At 33.7% G+C, this 24,070-nt stretch carries 25 protein-coding genes; 4 read left to right on the forward strand and 21 right to left on the reverse strand.

Annotated features, from left to right (window positions below; genetic code table 11):
- Positions 1 to 341 precede the first annotated feature (341 nt).
- The 10 genes from ACYQ3D_RS08375 to ACYQ3D_RS08420 form a co-directional block, all read right to left on the reverse strand.
- Positions 342 to 1,295, reverse strand: coding sequence for a dipeptidase (locus ACYQ3D_RS08375; protein ID WP_459837756.1), 954 nt, complete (start codon positions 1,293 to 1,295; stop codon positions 342 to 344).
- A gap of 40 nt (positions 1,296 to 1,335) precedes the next feature.
- Complete coding sequence (locus ACYQ3D_RS08380) at positions 1,336 to 2,064, reverse strand: MBL fold metallo-hydrolase (RefSeq protein ID WP_459837758.1); 729 nt, start codon at positions 2,062 to 2,064, stop codon at positions 1,336 to 1,338.
- 271 nt (positions 2,065 to 2,335) lie between these two features.
- On the reverse strand, positions 2,336 to 2,866 hold the full coding sequence (gene pgsA / locus ACYQ3D_RS08385; protein WP_459837759.1) for a CDP-diacylglycerol--glycerol-3-phosphate 3-phosphatidyltransferase: 531 nt from the start codon (positions 2,864 to 2,866) through the stop codon (positions 2,336 to 2,338).
- Between the two features lie 28 nt (positions 2,867 to 2,894).
- Positions 2,895 to 3,188 (reverse strand): hypothetical protein, encoded by a 294-nt coding sequence (locus ACYQ3D_RS08390; RefSeq protein WP_459837761.1) that lies wholly within the window; start codon positions 3,186 to 3,188, stop codon positions 2,895 to 2,897.
- Between the two features lie 18 nt (positions 3,189 to 3,206).
- Entirely contained in the window at positions 3,207 to 3,485 is a 279-nt protein-coding gene (locus tag ACYQ3D_RS08395) for an acylphosphatase (protein ID WP_459837763.1), read from the reverse strand.
- A 200-nt stretch (positions 3,486 to 3,685) separates the two neighbouring features.
- Entirely contained in the window at positions 3,686 to 4,045 is a 360-nt protein-coding gene (locus ACYQ3D_RS08400; RefSeq protein ID WP_459837765.1) for a response regulator, read from the reverse strand.
- Positions 4,046 to 4,159: 114 nt separating this feature from the next.
- A complete protein-coding gene (gene recU / locus ACYQ3D_RS08405) occupies positions 4,160 to 4,696 on the reverse strand; it encodes a Holliday junction resolvase RecU (RefSeq protein ID WP_459837766.1) in 537 nt (178 codons plus the stop codon).
- Positions 4,697 to 4,712: 16 nt separating this feature from the next.
- Entirely contained in the window at positions 4,713 to 4,871 is a 159-nt protein-coding gene (locus ACYQ3D_RS08410) for a hypothetical protein (RefSeq protein WP_459837768.1), read from the reverse strand.
- Between the two features lie 16 nt (positions 4,872 to 4,887).
- The gene (locus tag ACYQ3D_RS08415) at positions 4,888 to 6,459 is read right to left on the reverse strand and encodes a YncE family protein (RefSeq protein ID WP_459837770.1); all 1,572 of its coding nucleotides are present in this window, start codon (positions 6,457 to 6,459) and stop codon (positions 4,888 to 4,890) included.
- Between the two features lie 20 nt (positions 6,460 to 6,479).
- Positions 6,480 to 7,364: a cation diffusion facilitator family transporter gene (locus tag ACYQ3D_RS08420; protein ID WP_459837771.1), complete on the reverse strand. Its 885-nt coding sequence runs from the start codon at positions 7,362 to 7,364 to the stop codon at positions 6,480 to 6,482.
- Between the two features lie 156 nt (positions 7,365 to 7,520).
- Here ACYQ3D_RS08420 and murB point away from each other — a divergent pair, with 156 nt between their 5' ends.
- On the forward strand, positions 7,521 to 8,438 hold the full coding sequence (gene murB, locus ACYQ3D_RS08425) for a UDP-N-acetylmuramate dehydrogenase (RefSeq protein WP_459837772.1): 918 nt from the start codon (positions 7,521 to 7,523) through the stop codon (positions 8,436 to 8,438).
- Between the two features lie 41 nt (positions 8,439 to 8,479).
- Here the strand turns inward: murB and ACYQ3D_RS08430 are convergent, their stop codons facing one another.
- The 6 genes from ACYQ3D_RS08430 to trkA form a co-directional block, all read right to left on the reverse strand.
- Entirely contained in the window at positions 8,480 to 9,145 is a 666-nt protein-coding gene (locus tag ACYQ3D_RS08430) for a glycosyltransferase family 2 protein (RefSeq protein WP_459837774.1), read from the reverse strand.
- A 20-nt stretch (positions 9,146 to 9,165) separates the two neighbouring features.
- Complete coding sequence (locus ACYQ3D_RS08435; protein ID WP_459837776.1) at positions 9,166 to 10,302, reverse strand: S1C family serine protease; 1,137 nt, start codon at positions 10,300 to 10,302, stop codon at positions 9,166 to 9,168.
- Between the two features lie 120 nt (positions 10,303 to 10,422).
- The gene (locus tag ACYQ3D_RS08440) at positions 10,423 to 11,859 is read right to left on the reverse strand and encodes a sensor histidine kinase (protein ID WP_459837777.1); all 1,437 of its coding nucleotides are present in this window, start codon (positions 11,857 to 11,859) and stop codon (positions 10,423 to 10,425) included.
- The gene (locus tag ACYQ3D_RS08445; protein ID WP_459837778.1) at positions 11,834 to 12,526 is read right to left on the reverse strand and encodes a response regulator transcription factor; all 693 of its coding nucleotides are present in this window, start codon (positions 12,524 to 12,526) and stop codon (positions 11,834 to 11,836) included. The genes ACYQ3D_RS08440 and ACYQ3D_RS08445 overlap by 26 nt, the downstream gene beginning before the upstream one ends.
- A 162-nt stretch (positions 12,527 to 12,688) precedes the next feature.
- Positions 12,689 to 14,128, reverse strand: coding sequence for a TrkH family potassium uptake protein (locus ACYQ3D_RS08450; RefSeq protein WP_459837780.1), 1,440 nt, complete (start codon positions 14,126 to 14,128; stop codon positions 12,689 to 12,691).
- Between the two features lie 14 nt (positions 14,129 to 14,142).
- Complete coding sequence (trkA, locus tag ACYQ3D_RS08455) at positions 14,143 to 15,504, reverse strand: Trk system potassium transporter TrkA (protein ID WP_459837782.1); 1,362 nt, start codon at positions 15,502 to 15,504, stop codon at positions 14,143 to 14,145.
- Between the two features lie 186 nt (positions 15,505 to 15,690).
- On the opposite strand from trkA, the gene ACYQ3D_RS08460 reads away from it, so the two are divergent.
- The 3 genes from ACYQ3D_RS08460 (at position 15,691) to ACYQ3D_RS08470 (ending at position 18,580) form a co-directional block, all read left to right on the forward strand.
- The gene (locus tag ACYQ3D_RS08460) at positions 15,691 to 16,827 is read left to right on the forward strand and encodes an NAD(P)/FAD-dependent oxidoreductase (protein ID WP_459837785.1); all 1,137 of its coding nucleotides are present in this window, start codon (positions 15,691 to 15,693) and stop codon (positions 16,825 to 16,827) included.
- Positions 16,828 to 17,236: 409 nt separating this feature from the next.
- Positions 17,237 to 18,292, forward strand: a complete 1,056-nt coding sequence (gene mnmH / locus ACYQ3D_RS08465; protein WP_459837787.1) for a tRNA 2-selenouridine(34) synthase MnmH — start codon at positions 17,237 to 17,239, stop codon at positions 18,290 to 18,292.
- Between the two features lie 75 nt (positions 18,293 to 18,367).
- Positions 18,368 to 18,580 (forward strand): asparagine synthase, encoded by a 213-nt coding sequence (locus tag ACYQ3D_RS08470; protein ID WP_459837856.1) that lies wholly within the window; start codon positions 18,368 to 18,370, stop codon positions 18,578 to 18,580.
- 48 nt (positions 18,581 to 18,628) lie between these two features.
- Here the strand turns inward: ACYQ3D_RS08470 and ACYQ3D_RS08475 are convergent, their stop codons facing one another.
- The 5 genes from ACYQ3D_RS08475 to ACYQ3D_RS08495 all read right to left on the reverse strand — a co-directional run bounded on the left by ACYQ3D_RS08475 (position 18,629) and on the right by ACYQ3D_RS08495 (position 23,912).
- Complete coding sequence (locus tag ACYQ3D_RS08475) at positions 18,629 to 19,450, reverse strand: thermonuclease family protein (protein ID WP_459837790.1); 822 nt, start codon at positions 19,448 to 19,450, stop codon at positions 18,629 to 18,631.
- Positions 19,451 to 19,537: 87 nt separating this feature from the next.
- Complete coding sequence (locus ACYQ3D_RS08480; protein ID WP_459837792.1) at positions 19,538 to 19,903, reverse strand: single-stranded DNA-binding protein; 366 nt, start codon at positions 19,901 to 19,903, stop codon at positions 19,538 to 19,540.
- 507 nt (positions 19,904 to 20,410) lie between these two features.
- The gene (locus ACYQ3D_RS08485) at positions 20,411 to 20,656 is read right to left on the reverse strand and encodes a hypothetical protein (RefSeq protein ID WP_459837795.1); all 246 of its coding nucleotides are present in this window, start codon (positions 20,654 to 20,656) and stop codon (positions 20,411 to 20,413) included.
- A gap of 15 nt (positions 20,657 to 20,671) precedes the next feature.
- A complete protein-coding gene (locus ACYQ3D_RS08490; RefSeq protein ID WP_459837797.1) occupies positions 20,672 to 21,964 on the reverse strand; it encodes a hypothetical protein in 1,293 nt (430 codons plus the stop codon).
- Positions 21,954 to 23,912, reverse strand: coding sequence for an AAA family ATPase (locus tag ACYQ3D_RS08495; protein ID WP_459837799.1), 1,959 nt, complete (start codon positions 23,910 to 23,912; stop codon positions 21,954 to 21,956). Before ACYQ3D_RS08495 ends, ACYQ3D_RS08490 begins: the two co-directional genes overlap by 11 nt.
- Positions 23,913 to 24,070 lie beyond the last annotated feature (158 nt).

Below are 24,070 nucleotides of genomic sequence, written 5' to 3' on the forward strand. Positions count from 1 at the left end.
CTAACAAATATACTAGCCCGATTAACTCCACAATTAATCGCTCCTCTCTTAGACTTATACTAGTTATTTGATTATATAATTCTTCAGCAAACAACAATTTTCCTGCTAATAATTTATTTTTTTACTACTGTATTATCTAGTTTTCGACTTATTGAATTCACTTCTTGATCTGTAAAATCATTTTTCCTCTGCTACTTTATTTTTTAAAGCTGTCTTTAACTACTCAATTCTTGTTTTAGATTCAGAAATATTACCTCTCCTAAAAGAGTTAAGTATACCATCATGGTATACTTAAAACTAAAAATATATGGTTTCTTATCGATAAAAAGAAGTATTAGGATTTACCCTAATACTTCTTTTAACACCCGCTGTCCATTTTTAAATAATATTTTATCCATCTCTGCTCCACTAAAATCAGTCTTCCTTAATCCCTGAATTAATTTATCCATCTGACTAATATCACTAATCTCCATCTCACACTCAGTACCATCAAAATCGGAACCTAAAGCTACTACATCACTGCCGCCTACTTGCTTAATATGTCTAATATGTTTAATTATATCCTCTATTTTAGCTACCTGTTTATCAGCCACAAAATCAGCCACAAAATTAACCCCAATAATTCCACCTTGCTGAGCAATAGCTTTGATCAAATCATCAGTTAAATTCCTAGGATTATTCTTAATAGCCCGAGCATTCGAGTGAGAAGCTATAACTGGTTGAGTAGATAAATCTAATACATCCCAGACGCCTTGATCTGATAAATGAGAAACATCAACTAACATCCCTAACCGATTCATTTCTTCTACCATCTGTTTACCACAAGGGGTTAGCCCTTGATCTCTATACTCTAGTTTGCTATTAGGATATCCTAGTTGATTAGGATAATTCCAAGTAAGAGTGATTGCTCTAACACCTAATAAATAAACTTTATGTAAGTTAGAAACCTTCCCCTGTAAGACGCCCCCTTCTTCTATGCTTAACAAGGCCGATATCTTATCTTGCTTCTGGTTTACTTTTAACTCTTGATAATTTCTAGCTATAGCCAAATCTTCTTGGTTCTGTTCTACTAACTGATAAAATTGATCTAACATAGCTAAAGCCTCTTCAAATTTATTTGCTCCCTGAGTCACTTCGCTGTTAAGGTCTATATAAAGAGCAAAAAATTGAGCTAAAGAATCTGCTGCCTGTAATTTAGTAATATCTACAGCTAAATCATTTGCTACAAATTTAATCTGTTGATCACTATTAAATATCTTAGCCATTGTATCACAATGAAAATCAATCACTTTCATTCTATCACCAACCTTAAATTAACAATTTACAAGTGAACAATTACTTTTTTAAAGTAAGCTTTTCTCCTCGCTCATTAATTTCAGCTGCCTCTACTGCTAAATCACTGATCTGAGCCCTAAAATCAGCAGTAATCTGATAATTATCACTAAAATGGATTGGAATAATTAACTCCGGCTTAATTGTCTGAGCAAAATATTCACCTGCTAAATAATAATACTCTTCTAATCTAGGATCAACTGGTACACAAGCAAAATCAATTGCTTTCCCTTCTAATTTGGCCACTTCTGCTTTGTAATCCTCTTCTTCTCTCTTTCTCTCTGCAGGAGTGAACTTCTTCCAATGCCACCAGTTAAGGTCTCCAGAATGGAAAATATTAAATCCATCTACCTCTACATAAAAAGATAATCCCTGATCAGTAGTTCCATATGTTTCAATCTGAGCTCCAGCCACTTCTATATTCTGATACTTAGCTACCTTAAAATAATTTTCTTGAGCTGATACAGGAAGATCAGAACTTAAAATATACTTAATATCTTCTCTATTTGTTGCCCAATCAAAAATAACAGGATTAAAATGATCATGATGACTGTGGGTAACAAAAACTAATACATTTTCTTTTTCTGCTAACTTTTCCCTAGTCATTACTCCTTGACTAATAGTTCTATTCCCGTTAGCTGGAGTATCATTATAGTAATCAAAAACTAATAGATAATTCTCTGTTTCCACTGCTAGACCACTATGGTACAAATGATAAATATTAGTTTCCATATCCCCTCTACCTCCTTAGTGTTAGCTATCTGTCATGTGCTATATGCTGTGTGTCGTGAGTCGAGTAAGTTTTGGTGTCACTCACACTCATCTCCCACACTCACACCATATATATATTTCCTACTTCCCTAGCTGTACAATTGGCTTTAACCCTAAACAGATACATCTAAGGATTAACTGAATAAACCTCACTTACTCTTATCTTGAGAAGCACCTACTATAGCATATACTTCCTGTTCTAAAGCTACTTTTGAATTAGATGAGACCAGTATTAATTAATACTGGTCTCATCTAGATATCTATTATAACCTTCTATACAATATTTAGCCCCTGAAATAAAAGCAATAATAATTGCTAAAAAGATAACTGGTTTTAAGACAGATATATTCCAAATATAAGCTACGGCAGTTATGTACAATAAAAAAGTAGCAGTTTTTCCTAATTGACTAGGACTTATAATATCATTACTATAATAATATAGATAAATCGAACCACATAAAATTATAGATTCCCTTACTAAGATAATAGTAATAATTATTATGGGGATAAATCCTTCAATTGCTAAAGCAACAAATACTGTAATAAAAGTTAGTTTATCTGCTAATGGATCTAACAATCTTCCTACTGCTGAAACCTGATCAAACTTACGAGCAATATAGCCATCAAGTAGATCAGTTAAACTAGACAGAATAAAAATAACCCCTGCAATCAAATAATTATACTTTATATTTAAGAAAAAAAATAATAAGAAAAAAGGGAGAAACAAAAGGCGCAATACAGTTAAATAATTAGCTAAAGTCATTTTCTTCCCCCCGATCCAATCCCCTACTTTATTCATCAATATCTAGAATTAATTCTCCTTCATCTAGTTCACTATTTAATACATCTAAGTTATTATCCAACTCTAATTCTAACTCAAGTGATTTATAACAGCCAGAACAAACTAACTGTTTAGTAATAGAATAATCATAATCCTGCTCAGCGTAAGTAGGTTGTAAATCATAGCCTCTACGAAAGACTGAATCAATCTCTTGACCGCAACTATCACAGATAACTCTTACTTTAACCAGCTCTTGTTGCGGGCTAAATCCTAATATGCTTTTTAGTTTAGATAATAGCCCCACTGTATCGCCTCCAATAAATTAATACTTAATACTAAACCGAAAATACTCTCCTTCAGCTTCTCGCCAGTCAACCTCGAAATCTTTTACCTCAGACCTACTAGTTCCTTCCTGTAAAAACTCAATCAACTTCTCTAAATCAGCTTCCTCACCTTCCGCAATCACTTCGACTCTATTCCCGCCAGCATTCTTGACATAACCTGTAATTCCTAATCTAGTAGCCTGTTGTTGAGTGGAAGCACGATAACTAACTCCTTGTAATCGTCCTTCAACTACTGCCTTAATTGCTTTATCAGACATAAAACTCCCCCTCAGTTGTAGTTTCTAATAATATTATTTCCCTGAATTATAATATTAATAAGTATTTGGTTTGTTATATTAGATTTTAAGCCCTAATCTTTATTTTCAATAAAAAAAATAAAAGTCCTTTTTTTAACCAGTTAAAAAAACAGTTAATCTCCAGTTAAGGTGAAGATTAACTGTTTCTAAATTAGTCTCCCCTACAATAATTTTTCTAAAATTTCATTTACTTTTTCGGGCTTAATAGGTTTTACAATAAAGTCTTTAGCCCCTGCCTCAATAGCTTCTAAGACCATTGGTTTGCGGCCCATAGCACTACAAACTACTATTTTAGCCTCTGGATCATAATCAATAATTTCTTTAGTTGCTTCAATACCATCCATACCAGGCATTGTAATATCCATTGTTACTAAATCAGGATCTAACTCTTTATACTTTTCAATAGCATCTTCTCCATTTTCTGCCATACCTACCACTTCGTAATCATTTTCTTTAACAATTTTAGATAACATTGTACACATAAAATTTGCATCATCTGTAATTAATATTTCTTTTCCCAATTATTCTTCCTCCTCAAACAATAAACAATAAAGTCTTTTATCCTGATTGGTTTTATGTATAAAATCACACTCTATAATATTTTATTACATTTCACCTTAAAATTCAAGCTACAATTAATTCTTATCTTTTAGCTTATCTATAATACTTAAATAATCGACTACAACTAACCCCTGACCTTCAATCAAAAATTTTTCCTGGGCAATCTCTGCATAAGGGATACTTTTTCGTCCCCCTTGTTTTCTTCCTTGCCAGTATTCATCTAATAATTCAAATGGAAGATAATAGATTTCATCTAAGCTATTAAAATAAATAATTAAAAAACCAATACCTCCATTCTCTACCCAATCCTTTAGATGTTTATATTGATGTTGTTTAACATTACTTAAATCAAACCTAGTTTCTATACTAGTCTCCTTCGCATCAAAAGCAATGGGAATCCCTTCGTATAATCCAATATAATCAACAGTGGATTTTTGTTCGTAAAATCCATTCTTAATCTTCCCTGTTCTAGAATTGATATCAAGTACCTTAATAGGGGTAGGAATCTTCTGAATTAATGCTCGGCCCTGAAAAGAGTACCTTTGGTTCGAAGTCTCAATCATACTCTCTAAATTCTTTCCTCGATTAGCATAATTAATATTAAGTCCCATACTATCCCTGCCTTATCTACAATAATTTAGTGCTAACTAGCCCAATTAACTTAAATCCTAACCACAAAGTAACTAAAGTAATTAATAAGTTAACTACTTTATCCCACCATCTTTCCAGACTAGTAGTCAACTGTTTTAGGCTATCAAATTGAGTCAACGATACTATAACTAACAAAACTAACAACCCAGCTTTAATAATAGTCCTCACCTCTTAAGTCAATTACTGTTAGATTATTATCTGTTTGTGTGATATCTCCTGTTATTAAATATAATTTAGGCTGACTTCGATCTATAGCTAGATCATAAACATAATTATCTACTTTGATCTTAGTCTGTAACTTATAATCTTGGAGAGAAAAAACTGTAACCTCTTGTGAATCATAAGTTACAAATAAAGAATTAGTCTTTTCTTCTATAGTTAAATTTTGAGGATAGGAATCAACTACAATCTCCTTTTGTTCTCTTAGCTGTTGATCTTGATCTATTAAATAAGACTTAATAACTTGCTTACTTTTATCTGCAATCAATAACTGGTGTTTATTAGCACCAGTTATCAGCTCACTATCTGCTAGAGTTCCTAACTCCAGACTAGTCAGTGGTTTAGTAAGATCAGTTAGATCATAAATAAAAGCTGCCCCAAATATTTTATCCACTAACAAATATCTATTAGCTAATATTTTAATCTGTTGACCTTTAACTAATTTAAATTCTTGCCTAATAGAAAAACGATGTTTGATCTCACCTTGCTCGCTATCAAACTGGAGAAGATTCTTCTCTCCTGTGGTCAATAAATAAACATCCTCTTGACTAACTGCCAGATCTTTTATCTGAGAATCGAAATCATATTTCCTCTGGCTTCCCGAATCTAAATTAATTCTGACTAAATTATCTCCTTTAACCCCTAGCAGATATAAATATCCTGCTTTAGAATCCAAAACCATCTTCTCCGGAACTAACTCTAACCCCCAACTATTGCTGATTTTACCTTGCTTAATATCTAATACTAATAATTGTTGTCGATTCTTGACAGTTAAATATCCTTTAGCCCTTTCGGGAGCAAGCATAATATCAGACAGATTACCCTCAACAGGTATTCTATCTATCCCTTGCGGTAAAACTTGGACTGTCTGCTCATTACTAGCAGATAGATAACCTCGATTATTAGTTACCATTATCTGATAGGTATAAGTCTGATCTGGTTCAATTTCTTGATCAACATAATAATTTTGTTGTTCCTGATTAATATTTGCTACCACTTCTGCTTTATCATCTACATAATAATTATCGCTTCTTAATATTTTATAACCATAAAAATCTTCTTCTTGGTATCGCGACCAATTTAATTTAACCCCTGACTCTAAAGAGTTGCTAGTAACTCTTTTTAACTTAACTTGTTGTGGATAATCTCCTTTAACTGTAAAGGGATAATTAAAAGTTGTCAATACTTGATTTCCTTGTTTAATAACTAATTTCAAGTTATAATTTCCTGGATACTTAGGAGTAGAATAAGTAACTTTTCGTTCACCTTGCGTTAAAAACTTACCTCCACTTGCCTTCCAATAATAAGTTAAATCCTGATTTAATTGTTTCTCTAATTCCACTTCCAATTCTACTTGACTATTGCCTAGTAGATGGCCAGTCTGCTGATAAAAATCAGAGTTTACCTGCAAATTCTTAACTGTTACTTGCTGATTACAACTAGTAAGTGCTAAACTAAATATTGCTATCACACATAAAAGAATATACTTCTTTGGGCCATTCATCTTCTACTATCTCTCCTTATTTAAGTCTGATAAACACTTTTAGGATCAATATGGACCATAACTTCTTCTACTTTAGGATGTAATTCTTTTACCTTTTCTTTAACTTCTACAGCTACTTTATGTCCTTCAATAACTGTTAAATCATTAACTACTACCACATTTAAATCCACATATAGATAGGGACCATAAGTTCGTAATTTAACCTCTCCTATCGTAACAACCTCTTCTAAGCTATCAACTTGAGCAATAATCTCTTCTTTTTTATCTTGGTTAGGTACTGCATCCATTAAATCAGAAATAGCCTCTAGTAATATCTCAACTCCTACCTTAATAATTAATAAAGCTACTACTACTCCAGCAATAGGATCTAAAATAGGAAATCCTAACTTAGCTCCTCCAGCTCCTAACAAAGCAGCTACTGAAGATAAAGCATCAGAACGATGATGATGAGCATCAGCTATTAGCCCTTTACTATCAATCTTATGCCCCATATGGATTGTATAATGGTATAAAGCTTCCTTACTGATAATAGATAATCCAGCTATCCATAAGACTAAATCTCCTGGTATATTCTCTACTCCCTGTAATATGTTAGTAGCTGAATTTTTTATTAAACCCAAGCCAGTAACTATCAATATTAATCCTAATATCTTAGTGGCAATTGCTTCTGCCTTGCCATGGCCATAAGGATGTTTTTTATCAGGAGGTACCTGGGATACTTTAATACTCATTAAAACAATAATTGTAGAGATAACATCTGATACAGAATGAAATCCATCAGCTATTAGCGCTTGACTAGCAAACATCAGTCCTACTACTATCTTAAAAATAGATAATAATATATTAGCTACTAAATTAATTAGACTAACTTTTTTACTCACTTGATATCGACTTTTAGTCGCCACTCTTCCACCTCTCTTTATTAAACTCCTTGATTTTTCCAATCTATTATTTAATTATACCTTATTAAAACTATCTTTTCAAAATATATTCGATTTTAGGGTTGATTATGTATAGTGGAAGTATGATAAACTATATATAGAATACAAGGAGGAGATAAAATGGCTATTGACCAGAAATTAAAGAATCAATTACAGAAAATCCAAAATTTAGAAGTTAAATTTAATCATTCTCTCAAGGAACACACAACCTTTAAAGTAGGTGGCCCAGCTGAAATCTTTGCTACTCCTATAAACCTTACTGGACTACAAAAAATGCTTAAAACTATCCAACATCAGGATTTAAATAAATTTGTCCTAGGAAAAGGCAGTAATGTAATTGTTGGTGACCAAGGATTTTCTGGATTGGTTATCAATATGACTCACTTAAATGAAATTAAAGTTAATAAGACACAACTTATTGCTCAAACAGGTGCTACTTTAACTGACCTAGCAGACAAAGCCTTAGCAGCTGAATTAACTGGACTAGAATTTGCTTCTGGGATTCCTGGTAGTTTAGGCGGCGCATTATATATGAATGCAGGGGCTTATGGAGGAGAAATCAAAGAGGTAGTCAGTAAAGTAGTTTGCTTAGATGAAGCTGGTAAAAAAATTGAATTAACCAAAGAAGAGTTGAATTTATCTTATCGTCATAGTATCTTTCAGGAACAGGATCTAATTGCTTATCAAGTCCGGATAGGTCTCCAACCCGAAAAACAAGAAAAGATCAAACAACAAATGGAAGACCTAAATGAAAAACGATGGGTCAAACAACCTATGGAACTACCTAGTGCTGGTAGTATCTTTAAACGACCTGCTAACCATTATGCTGGGGCCTTAATTGAAGAAGCTGGACTTAAAGGAACAAGAGTAGGAGACGCCCAAGTATCTACTAAACACGCTGGCTTTATTGTTAACTTAGGATCAGCTACTGCTCAAGATATAAAACAATTAATTGAAAAAGTACAACATCAGGTCTATCAGGAAAGTGGAATTCAATTAGAAACAGAGCCTAAATTTATAGGTCAATTTACAGAATAAATAAAAGAGCCAGCTTAAGCTGGCTCTTTTATTATTTAATTTTACTCCATTACTGCTTCAATACTATCATAAGTTAAATTATTCTTCCGAAAATAACTAAATACTTGCCAGTACATCTTTAATCGCGCCCAAAATCCTTTAATTAACCCAATTTTTTCCTCTTTAGTCTTATGAGTTAATCCATTTAAAGTCACTTTTTGGACTCTTAGTTTTTTTTCCACTGCTTGTTTGGTTAAAGAAAGTTCAGCTCCATATTTTGAATCAATTAAATCAGTACAAGATTCTATCACTTCTCGTTTAAGAGCTCGTTGTCCAGTCAACCAAGGGGTTATTTTATGATGCATATCAGTACTATCTCGACCGGACTGAAAAATACCACAAGTCATATCAATTCCTCTTTCTAAAATAGGATTAACTAACTGATCAATATGTTTTGCGGTAAGATTTACTAAATCAGCATCTAAAAAGACAATTATATCAGCAGCTATATTCTCCACTCCTTGTTGCATAGCTGCTCCCTTACCTTGATTAACTGGTAAAGCAATTGTTTGTACTCCACACTCTAGAGCAGCTTGCACAGTATTATCAGTTGATCCATCACTAACAACCACTATTTCTGAAAAAGCATCTGCCCTTTGTACTGTCTTGATTACATTTTGAATCCTTTTTTCTTCGTTATATGCTGGAATAACTAATCCAATATCCATTTTAAAGCCTCCTTAATAATTTATCTTTCATCTTTAGTTGGCATTTCTTGTAAAGTAACAGTTACCGGATTTAAGTCACCTTGGTGGTCCATTACAAGTAATTGTAATTCACTATCAATTTCTTGTTGATTAATAATCCCCCTTAAATCCTGCATATTATTTATCTTCTTATGGTTAGCTTCTATAATAATATCTCCTTTAGATAAATCGGATTTATCTGCTGGACTATCTAGGACTGTTTCCATCACTAATACACCTTTAGAAACAGATAAATTATAGTATTCTTTTAATTTATCATTGATTTTAGTACCATAAATTCCTATCCAAGGTCGTTTTACTTTACCATACTGAATTAAATCATCTACTATCTGTTTTGCCTTATTAATGGGAATTGAGAACCCAATTCCTTGCGCACTCTGAATAATAGCAGTATTAATCCCAATTACTTCTCCTTGACTATTTAATAATGGGCCCCCACTATTACCAGGATTAATAGAAGCATCCGTTTGGATTAATCCCTCTAAAACAGTTCCTGAGGAACCAGCTCTAATAGTTCGATTTAAAGCACTAACTACTCCAGTAGTTACTGTATTCCTAAACTTTACATCATAGGGACTACCAATAGCAATTGTTAACTGGCCTACATCTAATTTATCAGAATTCCCTAGAGGTGCTACAGGCAAATCAGCACCTTCCACCTTAATTACTGCTAAATCATTGCGAGGATCATTACCTATTAAATCGGCCTCAAATTCTCTACCATCCGATAATAATACTTTGATTTTTTTAGCATCTTGGACTACATGATTATTCGTCAGAATATATCCTTGCTGATCAAAAATTACTCCTGACCCTAATCCCTTTGCTTCCCGAGGAACAGGCTGCAAAAAGGAGTCACGACTGATTTGCATTTTCCTCGTCACAATACTAACTACTGCCGGGCCAACTTCAGCAACCACTTTTTTGACTGCTTCCTCCTGGGGAACTACAACTTGTTTTTGCTTAGCTGACTGATCTTGTTGGGCACTCGAAGTTGCTTCCTCGTCAGTCCCCCAAAAAGCTTGTACTTGCGGATTAGTGAATAATACACTACCTAGTAAAATACCTACTAATAGTACAGAACTATAAACTGCAAACTTATTATTAATTTTTCTCATCACTATCCCCCCTGCAGTTGTTATTTTATCCCACTCAAACTAAACAATTCATTAATTATTATACCTCTCTTTTTTTACGAAACTATGACGAGGCAAAATTATTTTAACAAATCACTGTAATTAAGCTAGAGGAAGACTAAAACCAAAAGTAGATCCTACACCTACCTGACTAGTAACCCAGACTTGACCATCATGTCTAGTTATAATCTCTTCTACAATAGATAACCCTAGTCCTGTCCCACCTTTAGTACTAACTCGGGCTTTATCAACCTTATGGAATCTATTCCAAATATCATCTAAATCATCTTCAGGAATCCCTGGTCCTGTATCCTGGATTAAGACCTCTACTTGTTGTTCTTTTTTCTGGAGTTGAATAGTTATCTGTCCCTGAGCAGGAGTAAAATCAATAGCATTACTAATTAAATTAATCAACACTTGTTCAATTCGATCTTGATCAGCCCAGACTAAGATATCTGCTGTTGGCAACTCTAAATCAATCTCCAGTTCTTTCTCCTCTAAAGTTGGTTTTAAGTTCTTAACTACACTAGTAAGTAATGATTTTAAATCCACAGTTTCCTCTTCCATTTTAATCTGGCCTAATTCAATCCGAGACAGATCAAGCAGATCATTAACCAGTCTAATCAACCGCTGTACTTCTTGACTAATTATTGCATAATATTCCTCACGATCTTCCTTATCTTCATAAACCCCATCTTGTAATGCCTGAATAAAGCCACGGATAGAAGTTAAAGGAGTCCGTAGCTCATGGGATACATTAGCTACAAATCTTTTCTGGAGTTGTTCTTTTTCTTGTAAAGAAGCAATCGTCTCTTCTAATTTATCGGCTAAATAATTAAAAGAAGTAGCTAACTGACCGATTTCATCATTAGAATTAATCTCTACCCTCTGGGAAAAATTACCATGAGCCATTCTAACAGCTATTTCTTTCATCTTTTGTAACGGGCGAGAAAATCTTTTCGATAAAGTAAAACTAAGTACAGAAGCTAAAGCAACAGATATTAAAGCAGCATAGACTAATAACCAAGTTAATTCCTTTAAAGTAGCAGATAAACCAGCTAATGGGGAAAAAACAAAGACTGCTCCAATCACCCGCTGTTGGAAAATGATCGGCACAGCAGTAAATAACATAGGTTCATCAAAATAACGAGAAAAACCTCGTTTGCTGATGATTTGGCCCTGAAACACTTGTCTTATTTCTTCCTTTTCTAGCTGGACGCCTTCAAATTTCTCCTCTTGAGTAGTTCCCAATACTAACCCTTTAGAATTAACCACCCAGACTTCTCCTGTGAAAAAACGACGAGAATTTTTTAAAAACGATAAAGTTTGTTGATAATTTCCTTTATGTAAAGAACTCTGAACTAGATTAGCTATCTTTTTGCCCTGATTAATAAACTCTTCTTCTCGATTGCTATAATAATAATCTTGAAACAGATAAGCTAAAGCAGCTCCTAAAACCAATAAAGTAACTAAACTAACTACTACAAATCTAACTAATAATTTACTTGAAATACTATTCAGACTCTTGTTTAGCTTCAAATTTATAGCCCACTCCCCAGATAGTATGAAAGTATTTATAACCATCTACTTGACTATCAATTTTATTTCTTAAGCGTTTTATATGACTATCAACTGTTCTAATATCTCCTACAAAATCAAAGCCCCAGACTTTATCTAGTAACTGTTCTCTACTAAGTACCTGCTGTTCATTACGTACTAGACAATAAAGCAGATCATATTCTTTAGGGGCCAACTCCAGCTTTCTTCCTTGGACCTTTACCTGTCGCTTCTGGTGGTCTATCTGGAGATTAGGAAAAGTTAATACTTCTTTATCTTGACTAATATCTGTCCGCCGCAGAATAACTTTGACTCTAGCTACTAGCTCTTCTGGTTCAAAAGGTTTAGTTACATAATCATCCGCTCCAATTTCTAATCCTTTTATTTTTTCTTGCTTTTCTCCTTTAGCAGTCAACATCAAAATCGGCACATTAGAATCTTCTCTAATTTTTTTACAAACCTGCCAACCATCTAACTCAGGTAGCATAATATCTAAAACCACTAATTGAGGATTGCACTCATAATATTTATCAAGCGCCATCTGACCATCAGTAGCTGTTATTACTTGATAATCTTCTCTTTGCAAATAAATATTAATTAACTTACAGATATTTTGGTCATCATCAACTACTAAAATTTTAGGTTGCATATTTATTCCTCCCACTAGTTCCCTATAGGTATTATATCAATTTAGAGCTGATTAGCAAAATTAATCTATTGATTGTCATTAGCCTAGAAATTAAATTTTGAACTTACTCACAACACACAGGTCCCGACACACGACTCTATCCCCTCCAGTGAGACTTATAATCTATTTTCTCCAAAAACCGGATAATAAAAAGACTAATACTGTATAAATCTCTAATCTACCTAGAATCATACAAAAACTAAGTAATAACTTACCAGTTATAGGCAACGGCACATAAGTATTTAGCGGGCCAATCAACCCTAATCCCGGACCTATATTCCCTAAAGTTGCTGCTACAGCAGAGATAGAACTGATTAAATCAATCCCAAAGGAAGTTAAAGTAATTGTAGAAACTACAAATACAATAATATAGAGAAAGAAAAAACCTAAGATACTAGTTGAAACTTCATCTGAAACAGCCCGGTTACCTATCTTTAAAGAAGTTACAGCTCGGGGATGAATTAGTTTGTGTAGTTCCTGAAACCCTTTCTTCATTAGCGCATAAATTCTAATCACCTTAATTCCTCCGGCAGTGGAACCAGCACAACCTCCAATAAACATCAAAATTAACAAAATACCTCGCGAAAAAGGGGGCCAGATATCATAATCAACAGTAGCAAAACCAGCTGTGCTAATAATGGAAGTTACCTGAAAAGCAGCATACCTAAATGATTCTGCCAGGTGATTATAGACTTTAAACCGGAGATTAATAGTAATTAATATAATAGATCCTACTACTAATAAAACATAAAATTTAAGTTCTTTATTTTCTAAAACTGACTTTAGATTCCCCTTTATAACTTGATAGTGTAAGGTTAAATTAATTCCAGCTATAAACATAAAAAAGGACATAATCCCATCAATCAGCAAACTATCATAGGCTCTAACACTTAATGTCCGGGAAGAAAAACCACCTGTAGAAATTGTACCAAAAGAATGGATAATAGCATCAAAAACAGGTAAGTCATTCAGATACAAAACCATAAATTGGAGACAAGTTAACACAATATAGACAACCCAGATTGTCTTAGCTGTTTCTCTAATCCGGGGTTTTAACCGTTCATGAACTGGACCAGGGACTTCTGCCTTAAATAACTGCATAGAACCAGCTAATTCTGGTAAAATAACAATCGACATTACTATAATGCCCATCCCACCTAACCAATGCATCAGACTCCGCCAGAATAAAATAGTATGGGATAAACTCTCTAAAGACATAATTACTGTGGCTCCAGTAGTAGTAAAACCACTTACACTTTCAAAAAAAGCATTAATAAAATTATCAAAAGTACCAGCTAACAACAATGGTAAAGCCCCAACAGCAGAAATGGTAAACCAACCTAAAGTTACTATTGCAAATCCTTCCCGGTGTCTAATAGCTGATTGTTCACTAGCTAAACTCCTTAATAATTGGCCACAACTAACTGTAAACCCCATTGCTACAACAAAAGCTATCCCCTCTATCTCCCCAAAATAAAGAGCTACACAGATAGGGAGCAACATACTAAGTCCTACAAAAACCAATAACATACCTAACATCCCAAAAACTAACTTTAATCTCATAAACTGGCCTCCTACTAGCTAAAATAACTCTGAATATCATTTCTAGTCAGCAAAGAAAAGATTAATAACTCATCTCCTCGTTCTAATTTAGTAGCACCATCGGGAATTAAAGTCTTCTGATTTCTAGTCACCAATCCAATTAACAAATCAGTAGGTAAGTTTAATTGCTCCACTCTAGTCCTCTTTTTATTCTCTACTCTGGTAAATTTAACTTGACCAGCAAACACAGTATTATCTGCAACTTGTCCTTGGTGCAAATAATCCAAAATTGTATCAATAGCCAACAAAGAAGGACTAATAATCTGGTCTACAGATAGCAAGTCACTTAAAGAACTATAATTAATATTAGATACTATAGCAATTGCCGACTTAACTCCTAACTTTTTAGCTATATTAGCTAGTAATAAATTAGCCTCATCATTATTAGTATCAGCTATAAAGGCATCTGCTTTAGCAATCCCTTCTTCTTTCAGTAAGTCAAGGTCTGTTCCCTGACCTTGGAGCACTAAAATATCTGTTAACTCATCAGCTATTTCTTCACATTTCTCTTGCTTCTCTTCAATTAAAGTAACTACTGAATGAGAAGCAAATGATTTAGCTAACTGGTAATTAATCCGGCCTCCACCAGCTAATACTATTTTATTCTTACTCCTGGTAGTATAACTAACCAACTGACCTAACTTCCCTTTGAAAGTCTGCTGCGAAATAATAAATAAAACATCTCCAGGATACAATTTATCATCACCACAAGGCAATAAAGCTCTACCTTGTCGTAAAACTGTTAATAATAATGATTCTTCTGGCAATTCCAGATCACTTACTGTCTGGTAGGCAAAATCACCTTGGTGCGACACTCGCAACTTAGAAACTTGAGTCTTACTACCTAATAATTTATCCAAATCAGAACCAACACCTGGTTTAATTAAATCTTTAATCCGTTTAACTGTCATAGAAAAGGGATTTAAAACCAGATTAAGATCCAAATTCTTAGTTTGTAACTCAGGATGAAATATTTTTTGATTTTTAAGTTGGACTATTACCTGTTCTACTCCTAAATTACGCCCATAAATACCAGCTAATAGATTGGATTGATCATTATCTGTAATAGCAATTAACAGATCAGTTTCTTCTACTCCAGCTTGATATAGAGTATCCAGATTAGTTCCTCTACCTTGTAAGACTAAGACATCCACTCGTTCCTGAATTTGTTTGATTTGCTCCTCCTTCTTGGCAATAACAACTACATCTTGACCTAACTGAATTAAATGTTGAGCCAACTGAATACTAACCTCATTTCCGCCCACAATAATCGTCTGGTTAACCGAATTACCTAAACTTTGGGTTACCCGCTTGAACTTATTAATCATTTTTTTCATAGTATCCTCTCCTAGTTACTATTATCAATTTATGCAACACAAAGCCGGATAATCACAAAAGAATTGATTAGAACTCTATTTAAATTAGATCAAAATTGTGATATCTTATTGGTAAGAGTATTATTTAATTATTTACCAAGATATGAAATAAGATATTATTAACTCCTCAAAATGGTGGTGATTAGATTGCAATATGATGTTATTATTGTTGGTGCTGGACCTGCTGGGGCTTATGCAGCCTATAAGTTGGCCCAAGAAAATTTAAAAGTCTTATTGATTGAACAACAAAAATTACCCCGTTATAAATCCTGTGGGGGCGCAGTCTCACTCAAGACTACAGAATTATTATCTGGCCTAGATTTAACTCCAGTACTAGAAGATAAAATTAGTTATGTAGAATTTGCTTATCAGTTCCAAGCACCAATAAAAATTGATTTCACCCGTCCCTTTGTTTACCTAGTGATGAGAGATCAGTTTGATCACTTCTTAGTTAACAAAGCTCAAGCAGCAGGAGTAAAAGTAATTACTGATACTAAAGTAACTGATCTAATATCAACTGAGAAAAATACTACAGTAATCACACCTCAAACCGAATTTAGAACCCAATTTGTAATTGGAGCTGATGGAGTAAATAGCTTAGTAGCAACTAAATTAGGATTAACCTCTACTGCAGAACCAGCAGTAGGTTGGGAAAAGGAAATAAAAGTTCCTGCTCAACAACTAAATAGCTACAGAGGTAAAATCAAGTTAGATTACGGAACTATTCCCCAAGGCTATAGTTGGATTTTTCCTAAACAAGATCATTTATCAGTTGGCATAGCAACCTATAAACATGGTTTTGATTTAAAACATAAGTTACAAGAATATTTAGTTCAAGAAGATCTCAGCTCCTACCAAGAACTAACAGCTAAAGGCCATCTATTACCTGTCTGGCAGACAACTAGAAAATTAAATACTAACTCAGGACTCCTGATTGGCGATGCTGCTGGCTTAGTTGATCCTTTATCAGGGGAAGGTATCTTTTATGCTTTAAAAAGCGCTCAACTAGCTAGCAAGACTATATTAGATATACTACAAGGCTCTAATACCTTAACTAGATACACTACAGCAATCAATCAACAACTAGTACCTGAATTCAAGCAAGCCAAATTATTAACTAATTTCTTCTTTTTTGCTCCTGAGCAAATTCATCGGTTATTAACTACTAAAGAGTGGATTTTAGAAGAATTATTAGAGGTTATTTACGGACTGAAAAGCTATAATGACTTATATAAATCATTTATCTCTGAGATTCCTTTTCTAAAGCATATAGTCAATAAATAACTAAACTGAGACCATATGGTCTCAGTTTAAAACTAGTTTATTTTTCTTGCGGGCGATTAAATATAAATCCGTTTTGCTCTCTCTTTAACTTCCTGATTAGCAGCTATTTCATCTGGAGTAGCATATAATTGCTTTTGCTCCCTTAAATTTTCAATATCAGCCCTTCCTGTACCCTATACTTAGTACCTGATTCATCAGCCACAGTCAATAAAGAAATATCCACCTTATGTCCTATTCGCTTTGTAATATGGTACATTACCTACTCTACCTCCAATTATTAATCAAGATTACATTATTTATTATACCATTCTAACTTACTTTTTTTAATTTTTGGCATCTTAATTTCATTATGTTACAATATTAAATTAGAAACTAATCTATCAAAATAAATAATAAGGAGACTAAAATTATGGATCTAATAACTTATCAACAGAGTTTAAACTTAGAATCAGTAGTTTATATTGATACAAGAGCACCGCAAGAATTTAAGGAAGCTACTATTCCCAATGCAGTTAATATTCCTATCTTTAATAATCAAGAACGCGAACAAGTAGGAACTGTTTATACCCAACAATCACCAAAAAAAGCAAGAATGCTAGGCATAGAAATTGTAGCACCTAAATTACCTCGCCTAATCAAGGAAATAAAAGACTTATCCAACCAATACAAAAATACTGTACTATTTTGTGCTCGAGGAGGTATGCGCAGCGAAAGTATTGGACTAGTAGCAGACATAGCTGGATTGGATATCTATAAACTAGACAAAGGATATAAAGGATATCGCCACTTTATCATGGACCAACTAGCAAATTACCAGCTCCAAAGTAAATTACTAGTACTTCATGGCAATACTGGAGTAGGTAAGACCGAACTACTCTATAAACTAAAAGAAGCAGAAATACCTATTATAGATCTAGAAAAATTAGCTAACCATCGCGGGTCAGCTTTTGGAAGTATTGGATTAGGTGAGCCAACCAATCAAAAATACTTTGATTCTTTATTATGGAAAGAATTAGAAGAAATCAATGGAGCACCACTTATCGCTGTAGAAGCCGAAAGCAAACGGATAGGTATTTCTGTCCTACCTGATTTCTTTAGCCAAGCTATGGAACAAGGAGTTCATATTTTAATTGAAAGTTCCCTAGAAAAAAGAGTAGAACGTATTTTTGCTGAATATGCAACAGCTTATCAAGATAATCCCCAGGCTTTTATCGAACGTGCTTTAGAATCAATTACAGCTATTAAAAAACATATCATCCGTAAAATTGGCCAAGATGGTTACCAACAACTAGTAAGCAACTGTAAACAAGGTAACATAAAACAAGTTATTAAAACCCTATTAACTAAATACTATGATCCACTTTATAATCACTCCCTACAAAAATATGAAAAAAGTTTTGCTTTGCAAATAGAATCTGATGACTTAAATAACATCTGTACCCAAATAACTAACTTTATCTCCTGATTGTATAAATAACCTTAATCTCTCTTATAATAAAACCGAACTCTAATTAAGGAGGGATTAGTTATTAGAAATAAAATTCGGGAAGGATTACTTCCTACTATTCTAGGTGGCTTAGTAACTAGTCTAGGCATCAGCCTACGATCTAAAGATGCTAGATTAAGTTGGGGAGTAACTGGCTTCGGATTAGCTCATATTTTATTAGGAAGTATTGACTTACTCCAACATCAATCCCTAGAGGATAAATTATCTGCGCTAACAGCAGATAAAAGACAACAAGAATTCCAATAATAAGTTAGAGTTCACTACTGACAGGAAGTCTAAGTTTAGACTTCCTGTCTAATCTATTACCTGGATCTGTCTAGGTTCAGTAATAATAATTTCTGGAGCTCCTTCGTATTCTTTAATTCTTCCTTTAATCATTACTTTTCGATCTAAAAAATAATCAGCTGGAGTAACACTGAAATTATTCTGATCAGTAACAAAAATCACAGCAGTCAGATGTGCCCTATAGTCAGAAGCAAAATTTAAGAAGATAGGTCCCCTAGAATTATAAGTATTAACTATCTTCCCCTGAACAATCACTTCTTCTCCTAAATGATTAGTAGCATCTTGCCAGTTAATAACAGGCAAGTCAGAATTAGTAGCAACTAAATCTTTGGCCCATAAACCTCTCTTATTCTTACGAGCATCTTTAACTAACTGTTGAAAGGTATCTACATACTTAACATTAGGCGGAATAGTTAATAAAGTAGCATATCCTTCCTGTAACAGTTGAGCATTAAACAAAATACCATTCTGCTTAAATACATAAGCTAGCAATCTATTATAATGATCTCTTTTTTCTACTCCATACTCTAAATAAATAGTCTCTCCTGCTAAATTTTCTCTAGTAAAAGCAGTAGCTTGAGTAGCATAATAGTCCGCTGGTTGCGAAGAAGATTCTGTTTCAGGAGTATCAATTCCAATCAATCTAACTTTTTGACCAGTAGTTAATTCAAGAGTATCCCCATCAATTACTCTTAGCACTTCCACCTCCTGAAGACTAGTTAATTTATCTGGCTGAACCTGGAAGCCCTTCTCTAATTCTAAGGTATACCCTAACGAGTTTAAGCTAACAAAAATGACTACTAAGCTGATAATTACTAATTGTTTCCTCATTCCAGTCACCTCCTAAACCTAGTTTAACATTTAAATACCATATAATAAATAGGCTGCAGGAACTCCCGCAGCCTAAAAAAAGAATTATTAGGCAGAAGCCTCCCCAGCTTCCTGATCTGAACTGGAATCAGCTGGCTGATCTAAAAATTGAATCTGATCTGCTACAACTCCAGTCTTATATCGCCTTTCTCCTGTTTCCTGATCCTCCCAATTATCAACTTCTAGTCTCCCTTGCACACTAATTAAACGACCTTTCTGCAAAAACTTAGCGCAATTTTCAGCTAGTCTCCGCCAGACTTCAACACTGATAAAATCTGCCTCTCGTTCCCCTTCTTGATTAGTATAATTACGTTCAACTGCTACTAGTAAATTAGTCATCTTAGTACCACTAGATAATACCTTTAATTCTGGATCTTTAGCTACTCTACCTACTAACCCTACCTGATTCAACATAGTTCTCACTCCTTACTATGTGTTTTAGGTTATTTTTGCCATAAAAGTATTTTATATTCATTAATTCTATTATTTATTAATTATTCTCCATCTTTTTATATAATCCAGGACTAACTTCGGTATATAATTCTCTAGATTCTTCTTGAGTTATATTTTACCGGGCCAACTTCTGAGCTAATTCAGCAAACTCCTCAACTCCAATTTGATACTCCTGCTTAACTTGTTTCTGCAACTTTCTAATTAACTCTTTCTTTTTTTCTTTCTCCATTATAGCCCCTCCATTTATAAGTTAGCCTATCCTATTTTATAAAAAATATAAATAAAGATATATTTTATTAAATATTATAATAAATAACAGATAGATCACTTTATAATATATGTTTTAATTAACTGAATCATTATTTTAACTAGAATAAATTTCAGGGCCAGAATGGCCAATAAAAAAGCAAAACAAGACTCAATGTAATCGACCACATGGAGTCTTGCGCAAATTTAAGTTATATCTATTTAATCAGTGCATAAATTGTATACTATCCCAATCATCCCGCCCCACATGATTCCACTACTAAGCCCCCACAAAGCTCCAATTATGACTCCTACAAAAGTTGGTTTAAAACCAATATAAATATCGGCAAGTAGATTCACCATTTTAATTTCCCCATTCCACATAGCTAAAATACCAAGCAGCAACATTAAAATTGCCCAAGCAACCCCAAAAGCTATAGATAATGCCTGTACATTGATTTTTTTCATCTAACCACTTCCCATTCAAAGATCTAATTGCACTTCATCTTGAGTATTATACACCTTTACTGTAGCTGACTTCTTTGTTCCTAACTCTACATCATCTACTAATAATAACCCATCTATTTGATCCGTAGTTAACTCTCTATTATTTAAGTAATCCCCTTTATATTTGACTAAAGCTAAATACTCAAGTAATTCTTGGAGTCCTTGCCGAGCTGTAGATTGTTTGGTAGTATACTTCACTTCGCCAATTACCACCTTCTCTAATTCATTAGTTGCGCCAGCAACTATTTCTAATACAATATCAGGCCGACCAGCCCAATAATTATCAGTTACCTGACTGTTAAATAGTTCTTTGGCTAACTGCTCTTCTTTTCTATGGGCTGCCACCTTTTGTTGTAGATAACTATTATCACTAGCTATTACTTCCCCCAAAGAAACTTGCCAGTCCAAATACTCAGATCCAGTAGCATCATGATATAAGTAATAATGCCTATCCTGCTTCTGCCACCTGGCTACTAAATTATTCTCCCCCTCTAATAATTGTAACTGAGCATTATCCGTCTGAGATCTAATCAATCTAATAACCCAATACAATTCAAATAAAGTCTCTATATTGTGAGGCCGAATAAAAGTTGTTTCTAATAAACCAACTAATTCCTTATGCTGATTATTAAAATCAACTAACTCCCGATAGCTAGCCAATAGATCAGCTGCCTGACGATAAAATCGTCTTCTACTCTGACGGACATTATTAATCATCCTGTCCGTAACTTCTACTTGGCTTAAATCAACTTCCTGTAGGTAAGAATTATTCAGATAAACTTCTTGGATTGTCTGGTAGGACTTATCTGCTCCCCACCACACCCCTAACCAATTATAATCTTTCTGGGGTAAATCCTGTTCTACAATAGTTTGGAGCAGGTTTAATAATTTCTTTAGTACTAGATTTTCCTGAACATTATAATTACTATTTCTCTGCTGACAGACAAAAGAAGACTGGGCTTGACAATTGGTCTGATAGCGTTGCTTAATTGTCTGTTGCCAATCAACTTGTCCTCTAACCTCTCCTTGTAATATCTTCTTTACTTGTTGGCTGGAAGTCTTAATTCGTCTCAACTCAGTTGGTAATTGCTCTATAAAAGCAATTACTTCTGGTTGTAAAATAAAATGAATCCGTAACAATTGCCTAAAATTATTAATACTAGGCTCAATCTGTTGTAAAAAAGGAGTTAAACTTAGTTGGCCCGCCTTAAGATAAATAATTAACTCCTCAGCTATTTCTTTAATTAATTCTTCTGCCTTAGTCTTCATTATTCACTACCTCCAGATTAAAATAATCTCTAGTAAATTGTTTTATCTGGGTCTGATTAACAATAAAATCAAGATTAATAATTTCAGCAAGAAGACTAGTTAATTCCTTAGCTAATAAACCTTCTAACTGAGGCAAAATATACATTGTAACTGCTGAAGCATAATCTCCCTTAGTAGTTAGCAAATAGTGATAGAGATCCTTGATCACTGCCGGGCCAAGCTCTCGATAACTTCTAACTACCTGCCATAATTGAGTTACCTGTTCTAAATAGGCTGTATCCTCTAGTCTCCAACACTCAAGATAATTAGTTACTACTTGAGTAGTAATTTCCTCTGGTACAGATAAAGAAATAAAGGCAAACCGTCTCATGAAAGCATAACTCATCTCATATAAAGATGTCTTATCAAAGGTATTCATAGTAGCTATCAGCCGCCAAGAATCAGGAACTACATACTCATGCTCTGCTAGCTTTTCCAATTTTGCTCCTCTTTGGGGGCCAAGCTGGATATTTTCCCCATTATTAGCCTGGAAGCTTAAAGTCACAGTATCACCAGTCAAAACTGAAAATAAAGCCCCAAAAGCTTGGTCAATATCCACTCGATTTATCTCATCAACTATTAACCACTGATTTTTAATTGTTTGTGAATCCGCTTTTAGACAATTTAATACCACCCCTGGTTTAAACGATAACTCACCTTCTCTAGTAGGTTGATAACCACCAATAGTATCAAAAGTAGACCAATCTGGATTAGCTGTTACCAGCTGGGAAGTAACTTGATAGCTAGCACATATCTCTTCGGCCAATTTTGATTTACCAACCCCAGGAGGACCAACTAAAATTATGTGTTTATTATTCTTTAAAGCAGCTCTGACTTGCCTCTTAATCCTTCCTTTTTCCTTGGGTGGAAAGTAAAGTTGATTTATACTCAACTCTTGACTAAAATCAACTGTCAGAGCAGAAGATTCACCATTAATCCTTCTGTAATCAGAGATAACTGAACTAAATTTATTAATTATCGTCTCTAATTTCAGATTAGCTAGACTAGTTATTATCTCTAAATCAGAGTTACCAGTCTGTTCTAATCTATCTCCTAGAGCTAAACCATATTCAATCAAACTCCCTCTAGTCACTTTTAAAAATAATTGGGCTGCTTTTTGATGAGAAGACTTGTCGACTGGATATAAGGCTAACCAACAACTATCAGTCCCAAAAGTATTATTCCAAGCAAAATCAGCTAATTTGGATTGAAACTGTAAATTATGGCCTCTTTGCTTTAGTTCTTCAGCTAATATAGTATAAATCTCCTGTAATAGTTTCTGGATCTTTTCTTGATACTGATCATAGTATAATTGGAATAGAATACTAAAATCGGACCAAGCCTGGAGTATTTTCTTTTCGTACTGCTGACTGACCTCTTGTTTTATCTTCTCTAGCTTAGCTACAGAAAAGTCATTATTTAAAACAGCTCTAGCTATCTGATATCTAATCTGTTTTATTTTTTCTTGGCCCCGATATTTATTAATTGCTTGTAATAAAACCTCATTGTTCAAATCTTGGATGGCTAGAACAAAGTCAGCTTTATTATGCTGATAATGGTGTAAGCGCTGAGCTAAATGAAGAAAATAACGTAGATAAATTTTAAATTTTAATTTTTTATCCTCTGCTAAATAGAAAATGAATTCTTCTATATCTACTAACTCAACTTCTTCAAGATACCCCTCTGCGGTAAAATAATTCTGTAACCAATTACAAATATACTCTTCATAATCCTCCTTAATATCATCAGGAATAGTGATCTCAAATAAAGCAATAAAATTATCAAAAACTTCAGTTCTATAATTGAGATATTCTTGTTGAGCTACTGGAGTTAACCTCTGTTGAGCTGTAAGCCATTCTTCAATTGCTATATTTAACAATTTAGTATCTAAGTCTATAGGATCTGTCATATTTTCCCTCCATCTCAATTACCCCATTCAATTACTCTCTCAGATTTAATTGGTTATCAATCACAAAATGTAGCACTAGATTGTATTCTTTCTGACTTAATTATTATCTTTTAATTTAATCTTTTTAATTCGTTGTTCATTATACAGTTTAACTGATT

The sequence above is a fragment of the Halanaerobaculum tunisiense genome (genome assembly GCF_054657635.1).

What these genes read in the sequence shown, in the direction of transcription:
- ACYQ3D_RS08430 (WP_459837774.1), bottom strand. Translation starts at nt 9,145, where the DNA reads ATGGATATTGGATTAGTTATTCCAGCATATAACGAAGAAAAAAGGATT.
- ACYQ3D_RS08485 (WP_459837795.1), bottom strand. Translation starts at nt 20,656, where the DNA reads ATGAAAAAAATCAATGTACAGGCATTATCTATAGCTTTTGGGGTTGCT.
- trkA (WP_459837782.1), bottom strand. Translation starts at nt 15,504, where the DNA reads ATGAAAAAAATGATTAATAAGTTCAAGCGGGTAACCCAAAGTTTAGGT.
- ACYQ3D_RS08495 (WP_459837799.1), bottom strand. Translation starts at nt 23,912, where the DNA reads ATGACAGATCCTATAGACTTAGATACTAAATTGTTAAATATAGCAATT.
- mnmH (WP_459837787.1), top strand. Translation starts at nt 17,237, where the DNA reads ATGGATCTAATAACTTATCAACAGAGTTTAAACTTAGAATCAGTAGTT.
- ACYQ3D_RS08475 (WP_459837790.1), bottom strand. Translation starts at nt 19,450, where the DNA reads ATGAGGAAACAATTAGTAATTATCAGCTTAGTAGTCATTTTTGTTAGC.
- ACYQ3D_RS08415 (WP_459837770.1), bottom strand. Translation starts at nt 6,459, where the DNA reads ATGAATGGCCCAAAGAAGTATATTCTTTTATGTGTGATAGCAATATTT.
- ACYQ3D_RS08445 (WP_459837778.1), bottom strand. Translation starts at nt 12,526, where the DNA reads ATGCAACCTAAAATTTTAGTAGTTGATGATGACCAAAATATCTGTAAG.
- ACYQ3D_RS08480 (WP_459837792.1), bottom strand. Translation starts at nt 19,903, where the DNA reads ATGTTGAATCAGGTAGGGTTAGTAGGTAGAGTAGCTAAAGATCCAGAA.
- ACYQ3D_RS08375 (WP_459837756.1), bottom strand. Translation starts at nt 1,295, where the DNA reads ATGAAAGTGATTGATTTTCATTGTGATACAATGGCTAAGATATTTAAT.
- murB (WP_459837772.1), top strand. Translation starts at nt 7,521, where the DNA reads ATGGCTATTGACCAGAAATTAAAGAATCAATTACAGAAAATCCAAAAT.
- ACYQ3D_RS08435 (WP_459837776.1), bottom strand. Translation starts at nt 10,302, where the DNA reads ATGAGAAAAATTAATAATAAGTTTGCAGTTTATAGTTCTGTACTATTA.
- ACYQ3D_RS08490 (WP_459837797.1), bottom strand. Translation starts at nt 21,964, where the DNA reads ATGAAGACTAAGGCAGAAGAATTAATTAAAGAAATAGCTGAGGAGTTA.
- pgsA (WP_459837759.1), bottom strand. Translation starts at nt 2,866, where the DNA reads ATGACTTTAGCTAATTATTTAACTGTATTGCGCCTTTTGTTTCTCCCT.
- ACYQ3D_RS08450 (WP_459837780.1), bottom strand. Translation starts at nt 14,128, where the DNA reads ATGAGATTAAAGTTAGTTTTTGGGATGTTAGGTATGTTATTGGTTTTT.
- recU (WP_459837766.1), bottom strand. Translation starts at nt 4,696, where the DNA reads ATGGGACTTAATATTAATTATGCTAATCGAGGAAAGAATTTAGAGAGT.
- ACYQ3D_RS08395 (WP_459837763.1), bottom strand. Translation starts at nt 3,485, where the DNA reads ATGTCTGATAAAGCAATTAAGGCAGTAGTTGAAGGACGATTACAAGGA.
- ACYQ3D_RS08380 (WP_459837758.1), bottom strand. Translation starts at nt 2,064, where the DNA reads ATGGAAACTAATATTTATCATTTGTACCATAGTGGTCTAGCAGTGGAA.